This window comes from Demequina sp. (genome assembly GCA_024707205.1).
GTDB lineage: Bacteria > Actinomycetota > Actinomycetes > Actinomycetales > Demequinaceae > Demequina.
The window spans coordinates 1,024,163-1,048,646 of sequence record JANQAD010000001.1 but is presented as its reverse complement, the minus strand read 5'-3'; the positions used below and the strand labels follow the sequence as shown (position 1 = coordinate 1,048,646).

At 69.5% G+C, this 24,484-nt stretch carries 15 protein-coding genes and 1 pseudogene; 14 read left to right on the top strand and 2 right to left on the bottom strand.

Annotation, left to right across the window (positions count from 1 at the left end; translation table 11 throughout):
- Positions 1-22: 22 nt before the first annotated feature.
- Positions 23-865 carry an NAD-dependent epimerase/dehydratase family protein gene (locus NVV57_05385; protein MCR6712149.1) on the top strand — a complete coding sequence of 281 codons (843 nt, stop codon included), beginning with the start codon at positions 23-25 and terminating at the stop codon, positions 863-865.
- Positions 862-1,782: a flippase-like domain-containing protein gene (locus NVV57_05380; protein MCR6712148.1), complete on the top strand. Its 921-nt coding sequence runs from the start codon at positions 862-864 to the stop codon at positions 1,780-1,782. Before NVV57_05385 ends, NVV57_05380 begins: the two co-directional genes overlap by 4 nt.
- Here NVV57_05380 and NVV57_05375 read toward each other — a convergent pair.
- Positions 1,730-2,698, bottom strand: a complete 969-nt coding sequence (locus tag NVV57_05375; protein ID MCR6712147.1) for a glycosyltransferase family 2 protein — start codon at positions 2,696-2,698, stop codon at positions 1,730-1,732. The genes NVV57_05380 and NVV57_05375 overlap by 53 nt on opposite strands.
- An 88-nt stretch (positions 2,699-2,786) precedes the next feature.
- Here NVV57_05375 and NVV57_05370 point away from each other — a divergent pair, with 88 nt between their 5' ends.
- The gene (locus NVV57_05370) at positions 2,787-5,081 is read left to right on the top strand and encodes a 5'-nucleotidase C-terminal domain-containing protein (protein ID MCR6712146.1); all 2,295 of its coding nucleotides are present in this window, start codon (positions 2,787-2,789) and stop codon (positions 5,079-5,081) included.
- 72 nt (positions 5,082-5,153) lie between these two features.
- Here the strand turns inward: NVV57_05370 and NVV57_05365 are convergent, their stop codons facing one another.
- Positions 5,154-5,582, bottom strand: coding sequence for a hypothetical protein (locus NVV57_05365; GenBank protein ID MCR6712145.1), 429 nt, complete (start codon positions 5,580-5,582; stop codon positions 5,154-5,156).
- Positions 5,583-5,667: 85 nt separating this feature from the next.
- Here NVV57_05365 and NVV57_05360 point away from each other — a divergent pair, with 85 nt between their 5' ends.
- From NVV57_05360 to gcvT, 11 genes and pseudogenes are all read left to right on the top strand, one after another.
- Positions 5,668-5,844 (top strand): YegP family protein, encoded by a 177-nt coding sequence (locus tag NVV57_05360; GenBank protein ID MCR6712144.1) that lies wholly within the window; start codon positions 5,668-5,670, stop codon positions 5,842-5,844.
- A 45-nt stretch (positions 5,845-5,889) separates the two neighbouring features.
- Positions 5,890-8,738 (top strand): annotated as a pseudogene (gcvP, locus tag NVV57_05355) (aminomethyl-transferring glycine dehydrogenase).
- A gap of 158 nt (positions 8,739-8,896) precedes the next feature.
- Complete coding sequence (locus NVV57_05350) at positions 8,897-10,009, top strand: serine/threonine protein kinase (GenBank protein MCR6712143.1); 1,113 nt, start codon at positions 8,897-8,899, stop codon at positions 10,007-10,009.
- On the top strand, positions 10,010-14,332 hold the full coding sequence (locus NVV57_05345) for an Ig-like domain-containing protein (GenBank protein MCR6712142.1): 4,323 nt from the start codon (positions 10,010-10,012) through the stop codon (positions 14,330-14,332).
- 1,728 nt (positions 14,333-16,060) lie between these two features.
- Positions 16,061-17,026, top strand: a complete 966-nt coding sequence (locus NVV57_05340) for a MoxR family ATPase (protein ID MCR6712141.1) — start codon at positions 16,061-16,063, stop codon at positions 17,024-17,026.
- On the top strand, positions 17,023-18,384 hold the full coding sequence (locus NVV57_05335) for a DUF58 domain-containing protein (protein ID MCR6712140.1): 1,362 nt from the start codon (positions 17,023-17,025) through the stop codon (positions 18,382-18,384). Before NVV57_05340 ends, NVV57_05335 begins: the two co-directional genes overlap by 4 nt.
- A complete protein-coding gene (locus NVV57_05330; protein ID MCR6712139.1) occupies positions 18,381-20,873 on the top strand; it encodes a transglutaminase domain-containing protein in 2,493 nt (830 codons plus the stop codon). The genes NVV57_05335 and NVV57_05330 overlap by 4 nt, the downstream gene beginning before the upstream one ends.
- Before the next feature lies 1 nt (position 20,874).
- Positions 20,875-21,972 (top strand): FHA domain-containing protein, encoded by a 1,098-nt coding sequence (locus NVV57_05325; protein ID MCR6712138.1) that lies wholly within the window; start codon positions 20,875-20,877, stop codon positions 21,970-21,972.
- Positions 21,972-22,787 (top strand): protein phosphatase 2C domain-containing protein, encoded by an 816-nt coding sequence (locus NVV57_05320; GenBank protein ID MCR6712137.1) that lies wholly within the window; start codon positions 21,972-21,974, stop codon positions 22,785-22,787. Before NVV57_05325 ends, NVV57_05320 begins: the two co-directional genes overlap by 1 nt.
- Complete coding sequence (locus tag NVV57_05315; protein MCR6712136.1) at positions 22,784-23,314, top strand: hypothetical protein; 531 nt, start codon at positions 22,784-22,786, stop codon at positions 23,312-23,314. Before NVV57_05320 ends, NVV57_05315 begins: the two co-directional genes overlap by 4 nt.
- Positions 23,315-23,346: 32 nt before the next feature.
- The gene (gcvT, locus tag NVV57_05310; protein ID MCR6712135.1) at positions 23,347-24,474 is read left to right on the top strand and encodes a glycine cleavage system aminomethyltransferase GcvT; all 1,128 of its coding nucleotides are present in this window, start codon (positions 23,347-23,349) and stop codon (positions 24,472-24,474) included.
- The last annotated feature ends 10 nt before the right edge of the window (positions 24,475-24,484 follow it).

Sequence of the window (24,484 nt, the reverse complement as noted above, 5' to 3'; positions counted from 1 at the left end):
CCAATGTCGAGGAGCGGGGCGAGTGAGCACAGTGTATGACGTGGCCGTCGTCGGCTCCCGGGGCTTCCTCGGCTCCGCCGTCGCCGTCGAGCTTGAGCACCGTGGGGCGCACGTTGGGCGCTTCACCAAGGAGCACCCGTACACGGCCGGCGCGTCAACGGTCGTGTGGGCCGCGGGCCACGTCACGCCCGCGGACACGACCCGCGGCGAGCACAACATCGGCGACCTGGCGCGGCTCATCGACGCTGCCCGACGCTCTGGGAACCTGCCGCACGTCGTGCTGCTGTCCTCGGGGGGCGCCGTGTACGGGCCGCCGTCCGTGGCGCCGTTCCGCGAGACGGATGAGCCGAGCCCGGCGAACGAGTACGGCCGCATCAAGCTGGCCGAGGAGACGCTGCTTGCCGCCGAGGGGATCCCCCACACCGTGCTGCGCATCTCGAACCCGTACGGCCCCGATCAGGTGTCGAAGGCGGTGAGGGCCGTGGGCGGGCAGGGCGTCGTGGGCCACTGGCTCGCGGCGATCCGCACGGGCACTCCCGTGACGATCTTTGGCGACGGCACCGCCGTCAGGGACTACGTCTACGTTGACGACGTGGCGCACGCGATCGCGACGGCCACCGAGCGCGGGCCCGCGGGCCTGGTGAACATCGGCTCCGGCGTGGGCACGAGCCTCGCCGAGCTGCTCGGGGTGGTGACCCAAGCGGTGGCCCCGCACCCGGTCGCGGTGAACACGCAGCCGCTCCGCGGGGTGGATCCCGCGGCGGCGTGGCTGGACGTGACGCGCGCCGCCGAGGTGCTCAGCTGGCGCCCGACGACGCCGCTCGCGGAGGGCATCGCTCGCACCTGGGCGCTGGTCGCCTCATGAGGAACGTGGTCCGCTGGGGCTTCCTCGCGGTAGCCGTTGCGTTGCTCGCGTGGGCGGTGGTCACCGAGTGGGACGACGTGACCGCCGCCCTGCGCGACCTCACGTGGGGGACTGTCGTACTCGCTGGCCTCGCCGCGACCCTCGCGCTCGGCGTCAACGCGCTGTCCTGGCGAGAGGTGATGGTGAGTGTGGGGCTGCAGGCGAGCGTGCCGTCGGCCCTGCGCGTGTTCCTGCTCAGCCAGGTGGGCAAGTACGTGCCCGGATCCGTGTGGCCCGTGCTCGCGCAGGCCGAGTTCGCGCGCGATCACGGCGTCTCCCGCGCGCGGGCCATGAGCGGCTCGATCGTGGCGATGGTCGTTGGGGTGGTGACGGCCGCGGTGGTTGGCTTGGTTGGCGCGGCCATCACCGTGCCCGACGCTGTGGCCACCTATTGGTGGATCATCCCGGTAGCGGTGGCTCTGCTTGCGATCCTCACGCCGCCGGTGCTGAGGCGCGTGGTCGCGCTCGGGTTCCGCGTCACCAAGCGCACCGAAGAGCCCGCGCACATCTCCGGCAGGGCGCTCGCGGGTTCAGCCGCGTGGTCGGTGCTCATGTGGCTGCTGCTTGGCGTGCAGGCATGGCTGCTGCTGCGCGAGATCGCTCCGGGTCCCAAGTCCACGTACATCCTGGCGACCGGGGCGTTCGCGCTCGCGTGGCTCGTCGGGTTCCTCGTGGTGATCGCGCCCGCGGGCGCCGGAGTTCGCGAGGTGACGCTCGTGTTCCTGCTGCAGTCCGCGGCAACGGGGCCGCAGGCGCTGTCGCTTGCGCTGGTGAGCCGGTTCCTGATGACCGCGGCGGACGCGATCGGCTTCGCGGTCGGCGTCGCTATTGGACGCGGTCGACCGGCGAGTGCGCCGGACCAAACCGCTGCACCTTGAGCCGCTCGAGCTGATCCTCCATGAGGATGCGGTTGGTCTTGAGCAGGTCCGACAGCACGCCAAGCGCCACCGCGAGGAGCGCGCCGGAGATGAGCGCGCCGCCAAGGATGAGCGACTGGATGTGGTTGCCGTCGTCGCCCATGACGGACAGGATCGCGAAGCGGATGAACGGGATCAGCCCCAGTACTCCGAACGTGAGCGCGAGCGCGCGGAACACGGACCACGGCTTGAACATTATGTAGGAGCGCAGGATCGCCTGGCCCGACTTCATCATGTGCTCGAACACGTTGGAGAACAGCCGCGACTCCCGCGTCTTGGGGTTCGTGGTGACGGGAACCGACTCGATCGCGAGGCGCTTGTTCCCCGCCTGGATGATCGTCTCCATGCAGTACGAGAACTGCGTGACGATGTTCAGGCGATAGAGCGAATACCGGCTGTAGGCGCGAAAGCCGCTCGCAGCGTCGGGCAGCTTGGTGCCGGCCGCGCGATTGACCACCCAGCTGCCGAAGCGCTGCATCGCCTTCTTGAAGAAGCTGAAGTGGGCGATGGACTGCGTCTGGCGGTCGCCGATGACGATGTCCGCACGGCCCGCGAGGATGGGCGCCACGAGGTCGCCGATGCGCTCTTGCGGGTACTGGTTGTCGCCGTCGGTGTTGACGACGATGTCCGCGCCGTGCGCGAGCGCGTACTCGACGCCGTCCGCGAAGGAGCGGGCAAGGCCCATGGTGCGGGTGTGCTTGACGATGTGATTGACGCCGTGTTCGCGCGCCACGCGGGCGGTGCCGTCGGTTGACCCGTCATCGATCACGACGATGTCGATCTCGTCCACTCCGTCGATGTGCTTGGGGATGGTGCTCAGCACCAGCGGAAGCGTCGCCTCCTCGTTGAGGCACGGGATCTGGACGACGACCTTCACGGGAACAGGCTAATGGCCTCTCGAGATGCGAAGAGCGCAGGCGCCGGGTAGCGTCGAGAAAACCCAAACCACACGAAAGGGATGAACCATGACGAAGAACTCGTCCTGGCGATCGCTCGCCATCGTGTCCGCCGCCGTAGTCGGACTCGTCGCCGCGATCGCCACCCCCGCTCAATCGGCTGATGGAGACACCACCATCCAGATCCTGGGCATCAACGATTTCCACGGGCGCATCCTGCCCGACGCCGCGAACGGCGGAGCCGGCGGAGCCTCCCTCGTGACCGCGGTCGACACTCTGCGAGCGGAGCACCCGAACACGGTGTTCGCGGCCGCGGGCGACCTCATCGGCGCCTCGACCTTCGAGAGCTTCATCGCCCAAGACAAGCCAACGATCGACGTCCTCAATGAGGCGGGCCTCGACGTGTCATCCGTGGGCAACCACGAATTCGACAAGGGCTACAACGACATCGTCAACCGCGTGATGGCGCCCTACGACGCCGTCACGAACCCGTACGGCGGTGCGTCGTGGACGTACCTCGGCGCCAACGTGCGCCTCAGCGGCACCAACGCCCCGGCCCTCCCGGAGACGTGGACGGAGAACTTCGGTGACATCACGGTTGGCTTTGTGGGCGTGGTCACCGATGAGACGCCCTCCCTTGTCTCGCCCGACGGCGTGGCTGGCTTGACCTTCGAAAAGGAGTACATCGCCACGAACCGGTCGGCGGCGGAGCTCAAGGCCGCGGGCGCCGACATCGTCATTGCGCTCATCCACGAGGGTGCACCGACCACGGCATATGCCGACGCGGTTGACCCCTCGAACGACTTCGGCCAGTTCGTCACGAACCTCTCCGACGACGTTGACGCGGTGATCTCCGGACACACCCACCTCGCGTACAACCACATGGTCCCCGTGCCTGGCTGGGCGGGCAGGGCGGTGACCGAGCGTCCCGTCGTGTCGGCAGGCCAGTACGGCGCGAACCTCGACCAGCTGCTGTTCACGGTGAACGCGGCGGGCGACGTCACCGGAGTGGTGTCCAACACGATCGACCTGTACACCACCGCTCCCGTGTACCCGCCGGACCCGGCGACCGCCGCGATCGTGCAGAAGGCCGTCGACGACTCCGACGTGCTCGGCGCCGCGGTGCTCGGCACCATCAGCGGCCCGCTTTACAGGGCCAAGACGGATGGCGGGGTCTCCGGATCCAGCCGCGGTGGCGAGTCGACGCTCGGCAATGCCGTCGCCGAGATCCAGCGCTGGGCCACGGAGGAGCTGGGCGCGAAGGTCGCGTTCATGAACCCTGGTGGCCTGCGGGACGACATGCTCGGTCTTGCCGCCGGGACGGGAACGTACCCCTCGGACATCACCTACAAGCAGGCGGCCCTGGTGCAGCCCTTCGCCAACACCCTGGTGACGATGGACCTCACGGGCGCGCAGATCAAGGCGGTGCTCGAGCAGCAGTGGCAGCCGGCGGGTGCGTCTCGGCCGTTCCTGCGCCTCGGAACCTCCGAGGGCTTCGCGTACACCTACGACCCCGACACCAAGAAGGTGCTCGACATCCGCCTCAACGGGAAGTCGATCTCCGACACCAAGGTGCTGAAGGTCACCGTGAACTCGTTCCTCGCCGCGGGCGGGGACAACTTCACGGTCTTCGCGAGCGGGGCGAACAAGGCCGACTCCGGCCGCGTTGACCTCCAGGCGCAGGTGGACTACCTGGCCGCGAACGGCACCCTCCAGGTTCCGACCGAGCAGCACGCCGTTGGCGTCACCGGCCTGTCCGCCGCGGACTTCACGGTGGGCAAGAGCGTGACGCTCGGGCTCACGTCGCTCATGATGACGGGAGCCGGCGACCTCACGGACGCGAAGGTGACGGCCAAGCTGGGCAAGGTCAAGCTCGGCAGCTTCGCGGTAGCGAACGTGCTGCCGACCGACGTCTACGACGAGCACGGCACCGCGACCCTGACGTTCAAGGTGCCCAAGGTGAAGCCGGGGACGTACAACCTCGTGGTCAAGGGCAAGACCACTGGGACCGTCGTGACGATTCCCGTCACGGTCAAGGCCAAGCCCGTGCCGCCCTGCAAGGTGAGCTACCGGGTGCACGCCAAGGGCCACGGCGGCTACTCCGCAACGGTGAAGGTGACCAACACCAGCAAGTCCACGGTGAAGAACTGGATGCTCACGTGGCATTTCGCCGGCACCGAGAAGATCAAGGCTGACTGGCGGGCCAAGGTCACCCAGGCGGACACCTCCGTCACCGCGACGGGCGTCAAGTGGCACACCACCCTGAAGCCGGGCAAGTCTGCCGTGTTCGGCTTCACCGCGAAGGGCTCTCCGAGCGCGGCAACGGGCTTCGAGCTCAACGGCCTCGCGTGCTTAAGCAAGTGACAGCGGCTCGGTGAGCCGACGGGGCGCCCGGCAACAGCGTCGGGCGCCCTGGGGGTGGATGGCGGGGACCCGCTAGATCTTGGCCTGACTGGAGATTGCCCAGCGGCCTGCAGCCGCGCCGATTCCGGCTGCGGGGGCAACGACGGAGCCGAGGCCAACGAGGTTCCCGAGCATGAACCCGACGAGCAGTCCCAGCACCGCGAAGGCGAGCACGTGCTGGCCCTGGTTCGTGTTGCTCCTCAGGATGAAGCCGAGCCCCCAGGCGAGCACGGGCCCGATCAGCAGGAACACGCCAAAGACGATGCCGAGCAGGAAGATTCCGCCGCGGATCACCGATCCGCTGTCGTTCAGCCGATCCGATCCTCCCGTGATGAACGTCAGGAAGAGCACCACCGAGGTGACGACCGCGCCGATCGTGCACCCAAGGAAGATGGACCACGCGCTGAAGCGCACCGTCCAGGTGGGGCGCACCTTGCCCGTCTCGGGATCCCACTGAGCCATGCCCCAAGGGTAGTGGTGAGCTCGCCGCGCGCCGCGCGCCCAGTCGCAATAGCATGGGCGGCAAGGGGCGCAACCAGGAGGAACGATGAAGTTCACCATCCACAAGTCCGACAAGTCCGGCGAGTTCTGGTTCCGGATCGTGGCGAGCAACGGGAACATTCTCGCGAGCAGCCAGCAGTATGCGGACAAGAGGTCCGCGGTTGCGGCCATCGAGTCCATCCAGAAGAACGGCCCGGGCGCCGACGTCGTTGACGAGACGTGACGCGCCGCACCGTGCACTCGCGGTGCTTTGCGACACAATGGGCCAGTGACCGCGTTCGCTGACCGCCATATCGGGCCGGACGACGCCGGCATCGAGACGATGCTCGCCGCCGTCGGCTACCCCTCTCTTGCCGCGCTCGTAGAGGCCGCCGTCCCTGCCGCCATCCGTCAGGATGACGTGCTGGTGCTGCCGCCCGCGCGGGACGAACGCGAGACGCTCGCGGCGCTGCAGGGCTTCGCCCAGCGCAACCGCGTGCAGGTGTCGATGATCGGCCAGGGCTATTACGACACCGTCACGCCCATGGTCATCCGCCGCAACGTGCTCGAGAATCCCGCCTGGTACACGGCCTACACGCCCTACCAGGCCGAGATCTCCCAGGGCCGCCTCGAGGCGATGCTCAACTTCCAGACGATGGTCGCGGACCTCACGGCCCTTCCCGTTGCCGGGGCGTCGCTGCTCGACGAGGCGACCGCGGTGGGCGAGGCAGTGCTGCTCATGCGCCGCGCGGTCGCTGGCAAGGAGGGCGGCGTCATCATCCTGGACGCCGAGTGCCTCCCGCAGACCATCGAGGTGGTCGCGGCGCAGGCGGAGGCGATTGGCCTGCCTTTGCGCGTGGAGGCGCTGCCCGACGGCTGGGTTGCGCCGGATGACCTCGTTGGCCTGGTCATTCAGCAGCCGGGCAACACCGGTCTGGTGCGCGAGATCGGCGGCTTCATCGACGCCGCGCACGCGGTAGGGGGCTCGTGACCGTCGCCGCCGACATCCTCTCGCTGTGCGTCATCAAGGCGCCGGGAGAGCTGGGCGCGGACATCGCGGTCGGCTCCACGCAGCGCTTTGGTGTGCCGCTGTTCTTCGGAGGCCCGCACGCGGCGTACATCGCCGTGCGCGAAGGACTCGAGCGGCAGCTGCCGGGACGCCTCGTGGGCGTCTCTGTGGACGCGCACGGAGACCCGGCCCTCAGGCTCGCGCTGCAGACCCGAGAGCAGCACATCCGCCGCGACAAGGCCACGAGCAACATCTGCACCGCGCAGGCGCTGCTCGCGATCATCGCCGGCTTCTACGCGATGTACCACGGCCCTGACGGGCTGCGCGAGATTGCGCTGCGCGTGCACCGCATGGCGGCGACCCTCGCGGACGCCCTCACGGCTCGCGGCGCCACGGTGCGCCACGAGGCCTTCTTCGACACGATCGTGCTCGACGTCCCCAGGGGTGCCGAGTCTGTCGTCCGCCGGGCCGGGGAGCAGGGCATCAACATCCGCAAGCTCGACGAAGACTCCGTCGCGATCTCTTGCGACGAGGTGACGACTCTCGACATCCTGACGAAGCTCGTCTCCGCGGTGCTCGGCCATCCGCATGAGCGCTCCGTCTACGGCGGTCCGTCCGTGACGATCCCGCGCGACCTGCGCCGCACCTCCGAGTACCTGACGCACCCCATCTGGACGGCGCACCGCTCGGAGACGAGCCTCATGCGGTACATGCGGCGCCTCGCGGACCGCGACCTCGCGCTCGACCGCACGATGATTCCGCTGGGCTCGTGCACGATGAAGCTCAACTCCGCCGTGGAGATGGCGCCGGTCAGCTGGCCCGGCTTCGCCGCGATCCACCCGTTCGCGCCGAGCGACCAGACGGCGGGGTACCGCGCGATGATCGGCCAGCTCGAGGAGTGGCTCGCGGACATCACCGGCTACGCGGCGGTGGCGGTGCAGCCGAACTCCGGCGCGCGCGGCGAATACGCGGGCCTGCTCGCGATCCACGCGTATCACCGATCCCAGAACCAAGGCGAGCGGGACGTGTGCCTGATCCCAGCGTCGGCCCATGGCACCAACGCCGCCTCTGCCGTGCTCGCAGGGCTGCGCGTGGTCGTGGTCGCTACGGGCTCCGACGGCGAGATCGACATGGACGACCTTCGCGCCAAACTAGAGGCGCACCAGGGCCGCATCAGCTGCATCATGCTCACGTACCCCTCCACGCACGGCGTCTACGAGAGCCACGTGGGCGAGGTCTGCGCGGCCGTTCACGACGCCGGCGGACAGGTCTACGTGGACGGCGCCAACCTGAACGCCCTGGTAGGCCTCGCTAAGCCCGGTCACTTCGGCGGCGACGTCTCGCACCTGAACCTGCACAAGACCTTCTGCATCCCGCACGGCGGGGGCGGCCCAGGGGTGGGGCCGGTGGCGGTCGCCAAGCACCTGGTGCCGTTCCTCCCGCGCCTCTCGTCTCCCATCCAGACTCCCGAGGAGCTGATCCGCCAGGGGGCGCCCGTGAGCGCCGCTCCCTACGGGTCCGCTGGAATCCTCGCGATCTCGTGGGCGTACATCGCGCTCATGGGCCACGAGGGGCTCACGAGGGCGACCTCCACCGCGGTGCTGTCCGCGAACTACGTGGCGACTCGGCTGCAGGACGCGTTCCCCGTGCTGTACCGCGGACCCGGCGGGCTCGTGGCGCACGAGTGCATCCTCGACCTGCGTGACCTGACCAAGCGGACGGGCGTGACGGCGGAGGACGTCGCCAAGCGGCTCATCGACTTCGGCATCCACGCGCCCACCATGAGCTTCCCGGTTGCAGGGACCCTCATGGTCGAGCCCACGGAGAGCGAGGACCTTGGCGAGGTGGACCGCTTCATCGCCGCGATGCTCGCGATTCGCGAGGAGATCGCCGCCGTGGAGCGCGGCGAGGTCGCGGTTGAGGAGTCCGTGCTGCGCGCCGCCCCGCACACCGTCGAGATGGTTGCCGCGAACGAGTGGACGGCCCCGTATTCGCGCGAGCAGGCCGCATTCCCCGTGCCAGGACTGCGGCGCGACAAGTACTTCAGCCCTGTCCGCCGCATCGACAACGCGTACGGCGATCGGAACCTGGTCTGCTCGTGCCCCCCTCTGGAGGAATACGAGGGGTGACGTGCGGCGGCACCCGGCGGCAGCGTCGGGCCTAATGCCGCGATTATTGCCGTGTGAAGGTTGCCACACGGATAGTTACCCCTGAAAGCCCAGCAGTTACGCTTCTCATCTAGCGCTGCCGTCGCCCAGCCGTCGACAACTGGGCCTGAGGGAGGACCGTGGCCGCACGTCGCCAGTCACTCAACCCTCCGAACCTGCCGGGATACGCCTATGTGCGCCCGCTCGGGTCCGGAGGGTTCGCCGACGTGTTCCTGTACCAGCAGAACATGCCGCGGCGGGTGGTCGCTGTGAAGGTGCTGCTCAACCCCATCATCAACGACGACGCCACCGCGCGCGCGCTCGCGGCCGAGGCCGACGTGATGGCCGGCCTCAGCTCGCACCCCGCGATCCTCACGGTCTTCGAGGCCTCCGTGGCGCCAGACGGCCGCCCGTACCTCGTCATGGAGTTCTGCCCCAAGTCGATGGCCACGCGCTACCGCACCGAGCAGATCCCCATCTCCGAGGTGCTGTCCACGGGAATCAAAATCGCCTCAGCCGTGGAGGCCGCGCACCGCGTGGGCATGCTCCACCGCGACATCAAGCCCTCCAACATCCTCGTGACCTCGTACGGGCATCCCGTGCTGAGCGACTTCGGCGTCGCGACCGCGAGCGCCACCGGCGACGAGGACATGATCGCGATGTCGCCGCCGTGGAGCGCGCCGGAGGTGGTGCAGCGGCGCAGCTCGGGCACCGTCGCCACCGAGGTGTGGGCGCTCGCGGCGACGATCTACACGCTCGCGGCGGGACACGCGCCGTTCGACGTGCCGGGCGGGCGGCGCTCGGACGAGCAGTTGAGGGCCCGCATCCTGCGGGCCAAGTACGTGCCGATAGGGCGCGACGACGCCCCCGCGTCTCTCGACGCGGCGCTCGAGGGTGGACTCAAGCGCGATCCGGCGGAGCGGTACCACAGCGCGCGAGCGTTCGGCGAGGCGCTGCAGGCGGTGCAGCGAGAGCTCGGCGAGCCGGTGACGGAACTTGAGCTTCCCGGCGCCGAGTGGTCACCGGTCATGTTCGATGACGAGGACGGCGGACCAACCCGCTCCACGGTGGCCGTCGAGTCCTCGCGCCAGCGGCCCGCCGCGTACGCATCGAATCACCAGAGCCATACGAGCACGGCCACGCGTGCAGAGCGTCGGCTCACCGCGCGCCGTCGCTTCGCGGTTGGCGCGATCATCGTGGGCGCCGCGATCGTTGGGATCGTCATCGCGGTCGCGCTGGTGCTTGGCGGATAAGTGACCACCGTCCTCCCCGACCTCACCCGCCCTGAGCAGCGCACCAGGCAAGCGGGCAGCAGGCGGCTGCTGTGGAGGCTCGCCATCGTGGCCGGCCTCGTTGCGGTGGTCGCGGGAGCGGTCATCGCGCCGGGCTTCGACGAGCGCGAGGTGGTTCCTGACGACCCGTCGGTTTGGGCACTGCAGTCGGTGGAGGGCCAGCGCTTCGCGCGCATCAACACCGTTGTGGGCGAGGTCGACACCGTCAAGAACGTGGCCGCGCCAACGGACCTCGCGCAGTCCGGGGACTCCCTCCTCGTGTACGCGGACAACCTCGGGACAGTGACCCCGGTGAATACCGCGAAGCCCACGGACCTTGACCAGGGCAACTCCGAGACGACGGTGCCCACGCCCTCCGGCACCGATGCCGTGGCGTACTCCGGGGACTTCGTCGCCTATCTGACCGACGACGGGCACGTCCTTGCAGGCCGCATCTCCGACGGCAGCGCGATCACGCCGACGCAGTTCGACCCCTTCGCCAACCTGGTGGTGGCAGAAGGTGAAGAGCGCCCGGAGTTCCGTTCGCTCGCCATTGCCGTATCGCCGAGCGGAGAGGTGGCCGCGTACTCCGCGGAGCAGGGTGCCGTGCTGCGGGCAAGCGCCGCGACGGGCCAGATCGAGGGCACCGACAGCGTGACGAATGGTCCCTCGGGGAGCGCGATCCAGTTGACGTGGGTCGGCGACTCGTGGGTCCTCTTTGACCCATCGTCTGGCCAGGTATGGCGGCGCGGGGCGAGCGACCCCGTCGACACGGGGGCCGACTCGACCGGCAAGCTCGCGCACTCGGTCGCGTCCGGGGACACGGCCCTCATCGCCGACGAGTTCGGCATCGTGGCCGTGTCGACCATCGACGGTTCCGCACAGCGCATCTTCGGGAGCGATGGGGTTGGACTCGGCGAGCCGGCCGCGGCGATGGAAGTGCCGGGTTCGACGACCCTCGTCGCCGCGTGGCTTCCCGCCGGGATCGCGTCCGGCACGCTTTGGCGGTCCGACGGCTCCTCGACGGAGCTGGACTATGGCGGGCTCCCGCTCGGCGACCAGCGGACGCCGCAGCTGCGCTCGAACGGCTCTCGCCTCATCCTCAACGAGACCCGCTCCGGCTGGGTGTGGAACGTCCCCTCCGGGCAGTTGGTCGCGTCATCCCAGCAATGGGATCAGCAAGAGGATGCGCCGACGACGACCGACGAGGAGGACGTTGCGCCGGAGGTCACCGACCCGCGACCGCCCATCGCCGTTGACGACGACTTCGGGGTCCGGGCCGGACACCAGGTGGCGCTGCCCGCTCTGCTCAACGACCACGACGCGAACAGGGACGTCCTGACGATCGTGCCCGGCTCGCTGACGGCGCTCGACCCGTCGTTCGGCACTCTCGCGCTCGCGGACGACAACCAGTCGATCGTCGTCAACGTGAGGCCCAACGCGACGGGCTCCGCGACGTTCCAGTACCAGGTGACGGACGGCACGGCGGGCGACGGGCTCACCTCGGCCCCAGCGACGGTCACGCTGACGGTCCACCCGCCGGGCGAGAACTCCGCTCCCGAATGGTGTGGCGTCGACGGCTGCCTCACCAAGTGGCCGACGCCGGAGGTCAGCCCGGGCGGCACCGTCTCGGCCGACGCGCTCGTGGGATGGGTCGATCCCGACGGCGACCCCATCTATCTGGCGTCCGCGACGACCACCGCGACCGACGCCGTCGTCGCCGCAACGCCAGAGGGCCGTGTCGTCTTCCAGCACCTCAACGCGAGCGGGTCCGGATCCGCGAAGGCGGTCGTCGAGGTCTCCGTCTCGGACTCGTACGGCGCCACCGCGACCAAAGAGCTCGACGTGACCATCCTCGAAACGCCGACCCTGCGTGTGTCCGACGTCTCGCTCACCGTCATCGCCGGCGTGACGGCAACGGTCGACGTCTCGGACAAGATCACGGGAGGGGTGGGCCCGCTTCAGCTTGAGGAGGCCGCGCTGGCGCCGGGAGACAAGGCGACGGTTGCGGTGGCCCAAAGCGTCGTCGGCTTCACCTTCAGCGCCGACGACGTTGGCTCGCACCTCGTGGACTTCAAGGTCACCGACGGCACCAACGCTGCCAGGGGCGTCGCGCGCGTCACCGTCATCGATCCGGCCGATGAGCGCCTCGCGACGGTGCCGACGACGGCGTTCGTCCGAAGCAAGGAGGACGCGACCATCGGCGTCCTCAGCACCGTGTCCAACCCCGGCGGCCGCGTGCTGCTCATCTCGGATGTGAAGGTGGAGCCTGCAAGCGGCGCGCAGCTGTCCGCGGACCTCGTGGGATTCTCGGCCATTCGCGTGGGCGGCGACACGTCCGACGGCCGGCCCGGCACCCTCGGCGTTGTCACCTACACGGTCTCCGACGGGTCGGGACGGCCAGGGATGACGACGACGGGAGAGGTCACCGTCGTCCTCCTGCCCACAGACGCCCCGACGGCTCCGCTCGCCATCGATGATTCGCTCACCGTTCGCTCTGGCACCCAGGCGGACATCGCCGTGCTCCGCAACGACATCGGCCCCGCGGGAACCGTCCTCGCTCTCGACCCCGACTCGGTGACGGCCCCCGAGGGAGGCGGCCTCGCGTTCGGATCGGGCTCGACGCTTCGCTACCTCGCGCCCGAGAACCCGGGAACCTACGTCGTGACGTATGCGACGTACGTGCTCGGCTACCCGACGCAGCGAGACACCGCACAGGTCGTCATCACCGTGCTGAACAACCCGACGAACGCCCCGCCGACGCCGCGCGACCTCACGGGCAGAGTCGCGTCGGGCCAGAGCGTGCGCCTCGCCTTCGACGGTACCGGCCTCGACCCCGACGGAGACCGCGTGAGTCTGCGCCGCGTCGAGAGCCAGCCGTCGTCCGGTCTTGCCGCCGTGTCTGCCGACGGGCAGGCCATCCTGTACACGTCCGCCCCCGGATTCTCCGGGCAGGTGAGCTTCACGTACTCGGTCGTCGACGCCCGTGGCCAGACCGCGATCGCCACGGCGACCATCGGCGTCGTCGCCGTCGAGTTCGAGGCGAGGCCTGTCACCTACACGGACTACGTCCAGGCCCAAGTGGGAACTGGCCGGAGCGTCGTCGTGGTGCCGTCTGCCAATGACGTTGACCTCGCGGGCGGCGAGCTGTCGATCGTCGACCTGTCCCCCGACGCCCCGCTCGAGTCCGACGAGTATCGCGACCTGGCCAACCGCATCGTGTCGGTGACGGACCAGATCGTGACGCTCAACGTCGGCTCCCAACCGGGGACCTACACGTACCTCTACACGGTGCGCAACACGGCGGGCTCCACGGCCGTGGGCCGCATCATCCTCAAGGCGGTGCGCGAGCCGGTTGCCGACGTTCCGATCATCGCGGACACGGTGCTCGCGCTCGACACGAGAGAGTCGCTGCCGCAGGGCGTCGACGTGCTCACGGGCAAGGTGACGTGGGCCTCGGGCAGCCCCGACGGGCTCACGCTGTCGCTGTGGGGAAACCAGCAGGGCCTGACCGTGGACGGCTGGAGCATCTCTGGCCCCGTGACGAGCGCAGGTCGAGTGGTCCCGTTCCAGGTCACGGGGACCAACTTCGCCGGTGAGACGGTCACGAGCTACGGATTCCTCAAGGTGCCGGGGCTCGACGAGACGAGGCTCGCGCTCAAGGACACGTTCACCGAGCCGCAAGTGGTGGAGGGCGAGTCCGTCACGTTCGACCTCAAGCCGCTCCTTGCCGTCCCGAGCGACGTCAGTCTGATCGTGGACGCCGACGACGTGCATGCGTCGGGCGTGCGAAAGGGCTCCACCTGCGAACTGGTGTCGGGCACCATGATCAAGTACACCGCGTCTGAAGGCGCGCCGTACTCCGACATGTGCCGCGTCTCCGCGCGCGTGAGCGATCAGGACCGGTTCACGCTCGTGCCGGTGCCGATCACCGTCATCCCCAAGGAGCCGACGCCGATCCTCACCAATGCCTCGATCGAGCTGTCTCCCGGCGCCACCACGACGTTCGACCTCGCGGGCATGGTGACCTGGCCGAAGGAGCGACCGCGCGCGACGTGCAGATCGACTTCAACTACGACGGCCAGCAGTTCGCGATCACCCCCAACGGTGACGTCCTCACGATCAGGGCGCAGGACAGGGCGGTTCCCGGCAACGTCGACGGGGCCACCGTGTCGCTGCCGTCCGATCCCGATGTCCCTGCCGTCTCCCTCAGCCTTGTCGTCGGGCCAGCACCATCGACGCTGCCGAAGGGGGCGACGGTCTCCCGCCAGTGCTCGCAATCGGCGGGCTCGTCCTGCACGGTGACGGTGATCGGAGCCGCCGGAGAAGTCAACCCCCTTCCGGGCACGCCTCTCTCGGTCGAGTCGATCACTCCCGACCCCGCGTGCCCCGGCGTGAGCTTCTCCGCCTCGGGCTCGAATGCGATCACCGCCTCCTGGACAGGCGACGCTCCCGGCGCCACCTGCACCGCGACCTTCGCTGTCGAAGACGCGCAGGGTCGAGTGAGCACGGGCGATCGGGTCGGCGTGCTCTACCTCGACCTGCACGGCTACCCCGCAGGCCCGTCGGAGGTGCGCCAAAGCGCCTTCGGGGACGGAACTCTGACGCTCTCGGTGAGCCCGAGCGCGGGCGGCGTCTCCTACCCGGCGATCACGGGCTACGCGATCTACGAGGGCTCGACCAAGGTGACGACGTGCAGCGCCGACGGCACGTGCCCGGCCATCACGGGGCTCACCAATGGTGTCAAGCACACCTATACCGCCAAGGCGATCAACGCCGTCGGCGAATCGCGCGGATCGGCGAGCGTCGTGGCGTGGTCGTACGCGCCCCCGACGGCGCCCGTCAACCCCACCTGGGTGCCGACCAAGGCGACGGGCGGCGAGGGCAAGCGCATCGACATCGAGCTCGACATCACCGACGCGACCACGCGCGAGCTGCACATCACCAGCGCAACCGGCGAGACGATGGTCGTCCCGATCTCGGGCAAGGGCCACAAGGCGATCGCCGGCTACTTCCTCGGCTCGAACTCGACGGAGCTCGTCACGGTCACGCCCGTGACGAACCTGGACCTGCCCCCCATCGCCGGAGCGCAAGACAGCGGAGCGGCCCTCACGTTCTCCGCGAACGGCGTGGGCAAGCCGACGATCGTGGACGTCAACCCCAGCGTCGACGCCCTGGGCCTCAAGGCGACGCTCGTCGTCACGGTGGGCTCCGGCGGCGTGGGTTCTGACACCTACGTCGGCGTGCTCAGCGGCACGACGTGCACGGGCATGGTCGCCGCGACGTCCGGCACCGCAACCGTGACCGCCGACGTCACACCGAACATCGCCAACCGCCTCAAGGTATGCGCGGAGAGCCGAGTCGGCGCGACGGTGTACGCGCCCGCTGACTCCTTCGACGTGACGGTCTATCCGTGGTCCGACCCCGGCGCGCCCTTGGTGCTGCGCGGCTACCGCGTGGACACCGAGTGCACGGGCGACGGGCGCTCGTGCACCACCGGCGTCACCGAACCGCAGATCTCTCTCGCCGGACTGCCCACCACCGTGATCGTCGGCTACCGCTTCAACGGCGGCGGCCCAACGACGAAGTTCTCGACGATGCCGATCGGCGTGCCTGTCGACGTCACCGCGCGACTGTGCGTGGTCTTCAACTCCACAACGTCGCAGTGCTCTGCAATCAGCGCTCCCGTCTCGCCAGACGCGGGGTACGCGCAGTACCGCACTCAGGTGAGCGTGAAGTCGTGCGAGGTCGGCACGGCACCCTCGGTGGCGGTGAGCGCCTCGAGCGACGACTACTCGGTTGCGTGGACCCTGCGAGACCAGGACGGCAACATCACCACCGACTACGGCGCGATGCGCACGGCGAGGGTGACCGTCACGTTCGGCGGTGCGCTGACCGGCATCAGCGCATGGACGTCGTCGGTAGACACGTGCAGCGGCGTTCCCGAGCCGACGCCGACGCCCACCCCCGATCCTTCGCCGAGCGTCTCACCCACCCCGTGAAAACAGCCGATGAGTGTAATGAGGAGAGCCTATGACCGTCACAGATGAACAGACACAGTGGTTTGCCGAGACCTTCAGGTCCCTGTGCGACAACGTGGAGCTTGCCGTGCTCGGCAAGCGCCACGCGGTCGAACTTGCGTTCACGGCCATGATCGCGGAGGGCCACCTCCTGCTTGAGGACGTGCCGGGAACGGGAAAGACCTCGCTCGCTCGCGCCATGGCGCAGACGGTCCGCGGCACCAGCACGCGCATCCAGTTCACGCCCGACCTGCTGCCTGGCGACGTCACTGGCATCACGATCTTCGACCAGAAGAAGGGGAAGTTCGAGTTTCACGCGGGCCCGGTCTTCGCGAACGTCGTCCTCGCCGACGAGATCAACAGGGCCAGCCCCAAGACCCAGTCCGCGCTCCTTGAGGTGATGGATGAGGGTCAGGTGACCGTCGATGGCGTCACCCGTGTGGCGGGAACGCCGTTCATGGTCGTGGCGACCCAGAACCCCGTGGAGCAGGCGGGAACATACTCTCTGCCGGAGGCGCAGCTCGACCGCTTCCTCATGCGCACGTCGCTCGGCTACCCGGACCACGCGTCCACGCTGCGCATCATCGAGGCCGGCCGACCTCAGCGCGTGGTGGTGGAGCCGCTCGTCGAGCTCAAGACGATCACCGCCTTGATCGAGTTGGCGCGAGAGGTGCACACGAGCCCGCTCATCCTCGACTACATCGCCCGCATCGTCGACGGAACGCGCAACGCCACGCAGGTTCGCCTCGGCGCGTCGATGCGCGGGGCGATGTCCCTCGCCCGGGCGTCGCGGGTCTGGGCGATCGGTCACGACCGCGCCTATGTGACCCCGGATGACGTCAAGTCGCTTGCGGACGCCGTCCTCGCCCACCGGCTCATCCTGGACCCCGAGGCGGAGTTCGACGGCGTCACGGCCACCGCGGTGATCGGCCAGATCCTGCTCGACACCCCACCCCCCAGCCACAAGGACCTTGAGTGACGGCAGAGCCCATCTCCGCCACCCCGGCCGCCCCACCGGCCGGGCCGTCAGCGCGCGTCCGCACGGAATACGTCGAGGAGGCCCAGACCACGTGGGTCTCCTTGCGCGTGCGCCTCGCGCGCACGGCGCGTGCCGCGAGGGCAGCGATCGCGCGTGCCTGGACGGCCGTGCGCGGCGCGGTCACTCCCGCGGGATGGCTCGTGGTGCTGTGGGCAGTGCTTGGCCTCGTGCTCGGCCTCGCGCTCGGCTGGGGAGAGTTCCTCATCGGCGCGGGGGTCGCGATCATCCTGCTGCTCCTCGCCGCGCCCTTCCTCCTCGGTCGCGAGGCGTACGAGGTGGACTTCACACTTGAGCACGACGCCGTCGTCGCCGGACAGGACGCCTACGGCGACATCGCCGTGCGCAGCGGGCGCGCCCGGCTCGCTCTTCCCGGCCGCATCGACATTCCCGTTGGCGAGGGCCTCATCGACTTCCACGTGCCGCTCCTGCGCCGGGGTCATGAGCGCAAGGAGCGCGTCGTCATTCCCGCGCGCAAGCGCGGCATCATCTCCGTTGGCCCGGCAACCACCACCCGCACCGACCCGCTGCACCTGCTGCAGCGCGAGTTCCGCTGGGCGGACGTGCGCACCCTTTACATTCACCCGGTCACGATCGCGGTCCCGTCCACCTCGATGGGCTTCATCCGCGACCTCGAGGGCAGCACCACCCGGACCGTCACGAGCGAGGACATCTCGTTCCACGCCGTGCGCCAGTACGCTCCCGGCGACGCCCAGCGCCACATCCACTGGAAGTCGACGGCGAAGGTCGGCTCCCTGATGGTGCGCCAGTTCGAGGAGACGCGCCGCTCGACGATCTCACTCGTGCTCGATCTCGACGAGTCGTCCTACGCCTCCGAGGACGAGTTCGAGATGGCGGTCAGCGTGATCGGCTCTCTCGGGGTGCGTGCGCTTCGCGATGGGCGTGACGTCCGGGCAGTGCTCAGTGGCGAGGTGCCAGAGTTCGCGCGCGCGAGCGTCCGCGCGCTTCGCCAGCTCAGGGTGACCACGCCGCAAGTCCTGCTCAACGAGCTTGCCGGCATAGCGTCGGGCAGTGCAGTCGTGGAACTGCCGGCGCTCACGCGCATGCTGAGCGAGGTGGCCGTCGACACCTCGCTGGCGTTCATGGTGACCGGGTCCCTGGCGCCGCTCGCGAGGCTGCAGAGCGCCGCGCTCGCCTTCCCCGCAGACGTCGCTGTAGCCACGGTCGTGTGCGACCCGACGGCGGAGCCCTCCATTCACGCGGTGGGACACATGCGCGTGCTCACCCTTGGGCTGCTGGGGGATCTGCGTCAGCTGCTCGCGAAGAGGGCGCGCGTATGAACAACGACCGCACGACGACGCTCACGTTCACGCTCCTGAACGCGGCCTTCATGGTGGCTGTAGCCGCCGTGGCCGCGTGGGCCCTGTTCCCCGTGTACGGCTCCGGGAGGTACGTCGCCGTGGTCGCCGCGGGCATCGGCATCGGGGCGCTCATCGCGGTGGCGGGCGCGCGGCTCCGACTCAGCGGCTTCGCGGTCTCCGGGGCCGTGGGGATCGCATTCGTGATCATCGGCCTTGCGTTGGCCGTCCCCGGGTTCACGAGTGGCACCACGGCGCTCGACGCGGCGATGCGCGAGCTGATTCGCGGGCCCGTGACCGGGTGGAAGGACATCGTCACCCTTCCCCTTCCGCTGGGCCAGTACGGCTCCACTCTCGTGCCCGCGCTCGCTTTGCTCCTCGCCGGCACGGCTCTGGCGACCTGGCTCACCGTCAAGGCCCGACGCTGGTGGAGCCTCGCGGCAGCCGTAGGCGTCCTCATGGTCGCGACGGCAATCATCGTTGGGCCGGCTACGCGGTCATTGCCGCTCACGCTCGCCCCCTACGGGGTCTATCTCAATCGTGAGTTCCTGGTTGGGCTGGCGGCGTTCGCGCTGCTGCTCGGCTGGTTGGGCTGGCGCGCGGGGTACGCGCGCAGGAGCGCCCTCGCGAGCACGGCGAGCGAGGCCCGGCTCGCTCCCTCCGTGCGGGTGCGCACGGCGTCCACGGCCGCAATGGCGACGGTCATGGTGGTGGTGGCCGTGACGGTGGCCGCGATCGTCGCGGGGCCAGTGGCCGCGGAAACGCCGCGCGACGTTGCCCGGTCCGTCATAGACCCTCGCGTTGTCGTCGACTCGTCCGTGGCCCCGCTCGCGGCCTACCGGAACTTCTTCTCCGATACCGGCTACGACGAGCCGCTCTTCACGGTGAAGGTGACGAAGGGCGAAGTCTCGAGGGTGCGCGTGGCCACGCTCGCCTATTTCACGGGAGACGAGTTCACCGCGGCCGCTCCGGCCAATGCGGCGCCCGCGCGCTACGAGCGACTGCCATCCGGGATCGCGGCGCCGAGCGACTCCACCGCGGTGAGTGCGCAGATCACGATCGATGCCGAGTCTGGGATCTGGGTGCCGCTCGTCGGCGAGCTCGGCTCGGTGTCGTTCCGCGGCGACAGGTCCGGCGTGCTCACCGACTCGTTCTACTACCAGCCGGACACCGCGTCGGGCCTGGTAACGGCCTCCACCGGCGTCGCCAAGGGGGACACCTACGTCGTCGAGGCCTACGTGCCGACGCGCGTGCCTAGCCTTGCGGCACTCGGACAGGCCCCCGGCGGCGACGTCATCGACTCGAGCCTCATCCCCCCGTCTCTCAGCGACTGGGTGACGCGGCAGGGAGTGTCCAACGACGGGGCCGGGCTCGCGGTGCTCGTTGAGCGCCTGCGTGAGCGCGGCTACCTCAGCCACGCGCTGACCGAGCCGACGAGCACGGCCAAGTGGGAGTCCGCGCTCGGCGCCTACGCGTTCGCGTCCTCGGCCGCCGGGCATTCGTACGACCGCATCGACCGGATGTTCACCGAGCTGACCGCCCGCGAGTCGGAGGCGGCCGCGAACGGCGACAAGAGCTTTGTGGCGGCGGTGGGCGACGACGAGCAGTTCGCCACGGCGGTTGCCCTGATCGCGGCGGACCTTGGCTTCTCCTCGCGAGTGGTGCTTGGTGCGCGGCTCGCGGAGACGGACCCCAGCGGGTGGACGGTTCCTGTGTGCCCGAATGGGGTGTGCTCCGGCCAGAACATGGCCGTGTGGACGGAGGTGGAGTCTGCAAGCGGCGCGTGGGTCCCCGTCGACGTCACTCCACAGCACTCGGTCTCGCCCTCGCCGGACGAGCAGCAGCAGCAGGACCCCAAGTTCGCGTCCGATCTGGACCCTCAGCGGGCAAAGCCCATCGTCCCCCCGTCCTCGCAGCGCGGTGGCGGCGCGGAGACGAACCCGCCCGTCCCGTCGGAGGAGGGTGTGTGGGGTTGGCTTGCGCCGATCCTGACCGCCGCGGGCATCAGCCTCCTCGCCGTTCTCATCCTGGTGGGCCCCCTGATCGCGATCGCGATCTGGAAGTCCCTGCGCAGGCGCCGCAGGCGCCGCGCCGAGCCCCGCGACGCGATCCATCACGGCTGGGATGAGTACGTCGACAACGCGGTGGACTCCGGTCTCACGCCGCTCCCGCTCGCGACCCGTCTCGAGACGGCGCGAGCGTATGGGAGCGCGAACGGCGAGAAGCTCGCGCGGCTCACGGACGCGGCGACTTTCGGCTCCGGCGAGGCGGCGGACGCCGACGCCGACGAATTCTGGCGCTTGGTGTCCGCCGACCGCAGGGCCTGGCTCTCCGGCAGGGGCTTCTGGCGGCGCATGCGCATGCGCCTGTCGGTGCGGTCCATGTTCAACTCGGTCGCGTACCAGGCGCCGGCCGCGACCCCAGAGTCGACAACGCTCGTCGCTCACGCGCAGCCGCGGGGAGGTGCGTGAGGTGCTTGCCGCAGTCCTGACCTTCAGCGCCGTCGTCTACGCAGCGATGTACGTGTGGATGGGCTTCGCCCTTGGCGCCGTGTTCGGCAAGATCGGTGCGCCGACCCTGGCCGCATGGGTGCCGATCCGCCGCTACGTGGAGGCCGCGAAGGCGGGCGATGTGCCAACGCCGCCCATCTGGATCGCGCGCGCCGTCGCGGCGCTGTGCTGGCCCGTGTTCATCGCGCTCGCGGCGCTCAGGGCGGGAGACGTCCTCGAGCCCTCCACTGGGCTGTCCGCGCTCGCCTCGACGGTGTTTGCGTTCGCGGTGCTGAGCTCGGCGATCGCGTGGGTCGCGTGGATCGTGAGCGCCAATCGCATCGAGCTGCGTCTCGTGGCGCAGCGGCGACTCGCCTGGGTGGCGGCGGTTCTGCCGCCTTTGTGGGCGAGTCTGGTTGGATTTGGGTCAGGACGACCCGCAGTGGTGGGGCCGGTGACGGGCGCAGCAGTGGCGCCCCCGCCAGTCGACGATGACGCGACGCGCGCCATCCAGCGGGTGGCAGCACCCGCAGTACAGGAACTGGAGCCGGCTGATGCCGACCCCGAGGCCGCGAACGCGGCGGAGGAAGCAATGACAACCGACGAAGAAGACGTCACGGGCAAGTTCCCGCGGGCGTACTCCCCGTATGACACGAGCCCGGCACCGGCGGACGACTCCGCGCAGGTGCAGCCGGCGGAGATACCGCCGTGGGCGTACGACGACGACGACGCGACGTTCTTCGCGAAGCGGCGTCGGGCGCGCTGGGCGCTGCAGGTGGTCGGCGGCGAGGAGTACGACCTCGAGGACGTCACGACGATCGGCCGCGAGGGGATCCGGCCCATTCCTGGGGTGCTCCCGATCGTGGACGACACTCGCACGGTGTCCAAGTTGCACGCCCGCTTGCGCCGGGAGTCCGACAACTGGTTCATCACCGACCTCGGCTCCACCAACGGCACGTTCGTGCGGGACGCGGCTGGAAACGAGCTCGAGGTGAAGGCGCAGACGGAGGCCAAGGTCCAGGGCACCCTGCTCCTCGGAGACCTCGAACTCGTCATCGTGGACCTGCGAGGGGAGTCCTGATGCCCGCCCGGGCCTGGAGCTTTGGGTTCGGCGCTACGGACGCCGGGCCGCGAGCGCGCAATGAGGACTCGTTCTGCGCCGCCCCGCCGGTCTACGTTGTCGCGGACGGCATGGGCGGCCACGCCGCCGGCGCCGACGCCAGCGCCGCCGTCGTTCGCGTGTTCGCGCAGTTGGCGAACCTGCCCGTGATCACCCCAGACCACGTGGCGGTCGCCGTGCAGGACGCCCAGATCGCGGTGGTAGAGGTCTCCCGGACCGTACGCGGCCACTCCGGAAGCACGCTCGCCGGCGTCATCGGCGTTGAGCACAACGGCGAGGCGTGGTGGATGGTCATCAATGTTGGCGACTCGCGGGTCTACCGACTCGCGGACGGCGCGATCGACCAGCTCACCGTGGACCACTCGCACGTGCAGGAGCTCATGGATGCAGGTGAGATCACGGCGGCTGAGGCCGCGGTGCATCCCGACCGCAACGTCGTCACCCGAGCCATCGGCGACGGCGACTTCGCTTTTGACGCGTGGTTGGTGCCCGTGATGCCCGGCGAACGTCTCGTGGTCGCGTCCGATGGTCTGACGAAGGTGCTGAGCGAAGCGCGCATCGCCGAGATCATCTCGCTCGCCGGCGATGACGCGGCGTCGCGCCTCGTTGGAGCCGCGCTCCTCGCCAACACCTCCGACAACGTCACCGCGATCGTCGCCGAGGCCGAAGGCGTGGTCACGCGTCCCGGCGCCGACCCGTTCCCGTGGCGCGTATGGACCCAAGAGGCCCGCGACGACGACACGACGCAGACGACCAGAGTGAGGGTATGGGCGTGACCCAGCCCCAAGACGACGTCACCGAGCTCTCCTTCCGCAACAAGGAGTCCGAGGACGTCACGGTCATGTCGTCGCGCGACAGGGAGGTGGTCGACGAGGTCGATGACGACGAGACCCGCATGTCCGCGCGCGCAACGGCCGGTCAAGAGGAGACGGCCGACGTCACCCGGCTGTCCCAGCGCTCGGCCGCCGTGCCCGCCAAGCCGGCAACGGCGTCGGGCAGAAAGGCGCGCCGCGACCTGCCGCCGGGATCTCACGCGACTACCGCAGAGCGCGGCACTTTCGGCCTCCCGCCGGAGGAGTACTACCCCCGCGAGGCGCCCGAAGCCGCGCCGGCGGAGGCCTCTCGCACCACGGTTGCGGTTCCTGCGCCGCCCACGCCCGCACTCGGCGTGGCGGCCTCCCGGAACCGGCGCGAGGCCGCGCGCCACCGCCGCCTCATCACCGCCGTGATCGTCGTGAGCGTGACGGCCGCGGTCATGACGGCCGCGCTGATCGGCATCGTCGCCCTCGTCGGCAAGAACTGATCCGCTGGCGAGTGCCGCGCGGTGAAGTAAGTTTGTGCCGTGACGGCCCGACGCTCCCCCTCCACAGCGAGCACGTCGCCCTGGGCGCGACTCTCGTCGATTTCGCGGGTTGGGAGATGCCCGTTCGCTACACGGGGGACATCGCGGAGCACACCGCGGTCCGCACCTCCGCCGGCCTGTTCGACCTCTCGCACATGGGCGAGATCGCGGTGCGCGGCGCGGACGCGGTCCCATTTCTTGAATATGCCCTGGTAGGTCGCATGGGTGCGATGGGGCTCGGCCGCGCCAAGTACACGATGATCTGCGCGCCGGACGGGGGCGTGATCGATGACCTCGTGGTCTACCGCAGGGACTGGGATCACTTCGTCATCGTCGCGAACGCCTCGAACAAGGACGTGGTGCTCGCGGAGCTCAAGGAGCGGTCCGCAGGGTTCGATGTTGGCATCGCGGACGAGTCAGCCGGGGTGGCGCTGATCGCGGTCCAGGGACCGGCGGCCGAGGCCATCGTGACCGAGATGACCGCTCGCGACGCCGACAACATCGCCTCGCTGCCGTATTACGCGGCCACGAACGTGGTGCTCACGGGCGACGTCCACGCCTTCGTCGCGCGCACCGGCTACACGGGCGAGGACGGATTCGAGCTCTTCGTCTCCGCGGAGGACGCCCCCGAGGTGTGGCGGCTCGCGCTCGCGGTTGGCGGGGAGCGCATCAGGCCGTGTGGGCTCTCCGCCCGCGACACCCTCCGCCTCGAGGCGGGAATGCCGCTGTACGGCCAGGAGCTGACGCGCGCCACCACACCCTTCGACGCGGGCCTTGGGCGCGTCATCGCGTTCGGCACCGAGGCCAACTCGCGCGGCGACTTCGTTGGCCGCGCCGCGCTCGAGGCGGCGAGGGACAGGGAGCCGTCGCGGGTGCTCGTGGGGCTCGTCGGCGACGGCCGCCGCTCGCCGCGCACGGGCTACGCGGTCACCGACGCAGGCGGCTCGGTGATCGGCGAGGTCACCTCTGGCGCTCCCAGCCCGACACTGGGGCGGCCCATCGGCATGGCGTACGTGGACAAGGGGTTCGGTGAGCAGGGGACTCAGGTGCTCATCGACGTCCGCGGCCGCGGTGAGCCGATGACGGTGACAGCGTTACCGTTGTACAAGCGGGCGCAGTAGCACACGGATT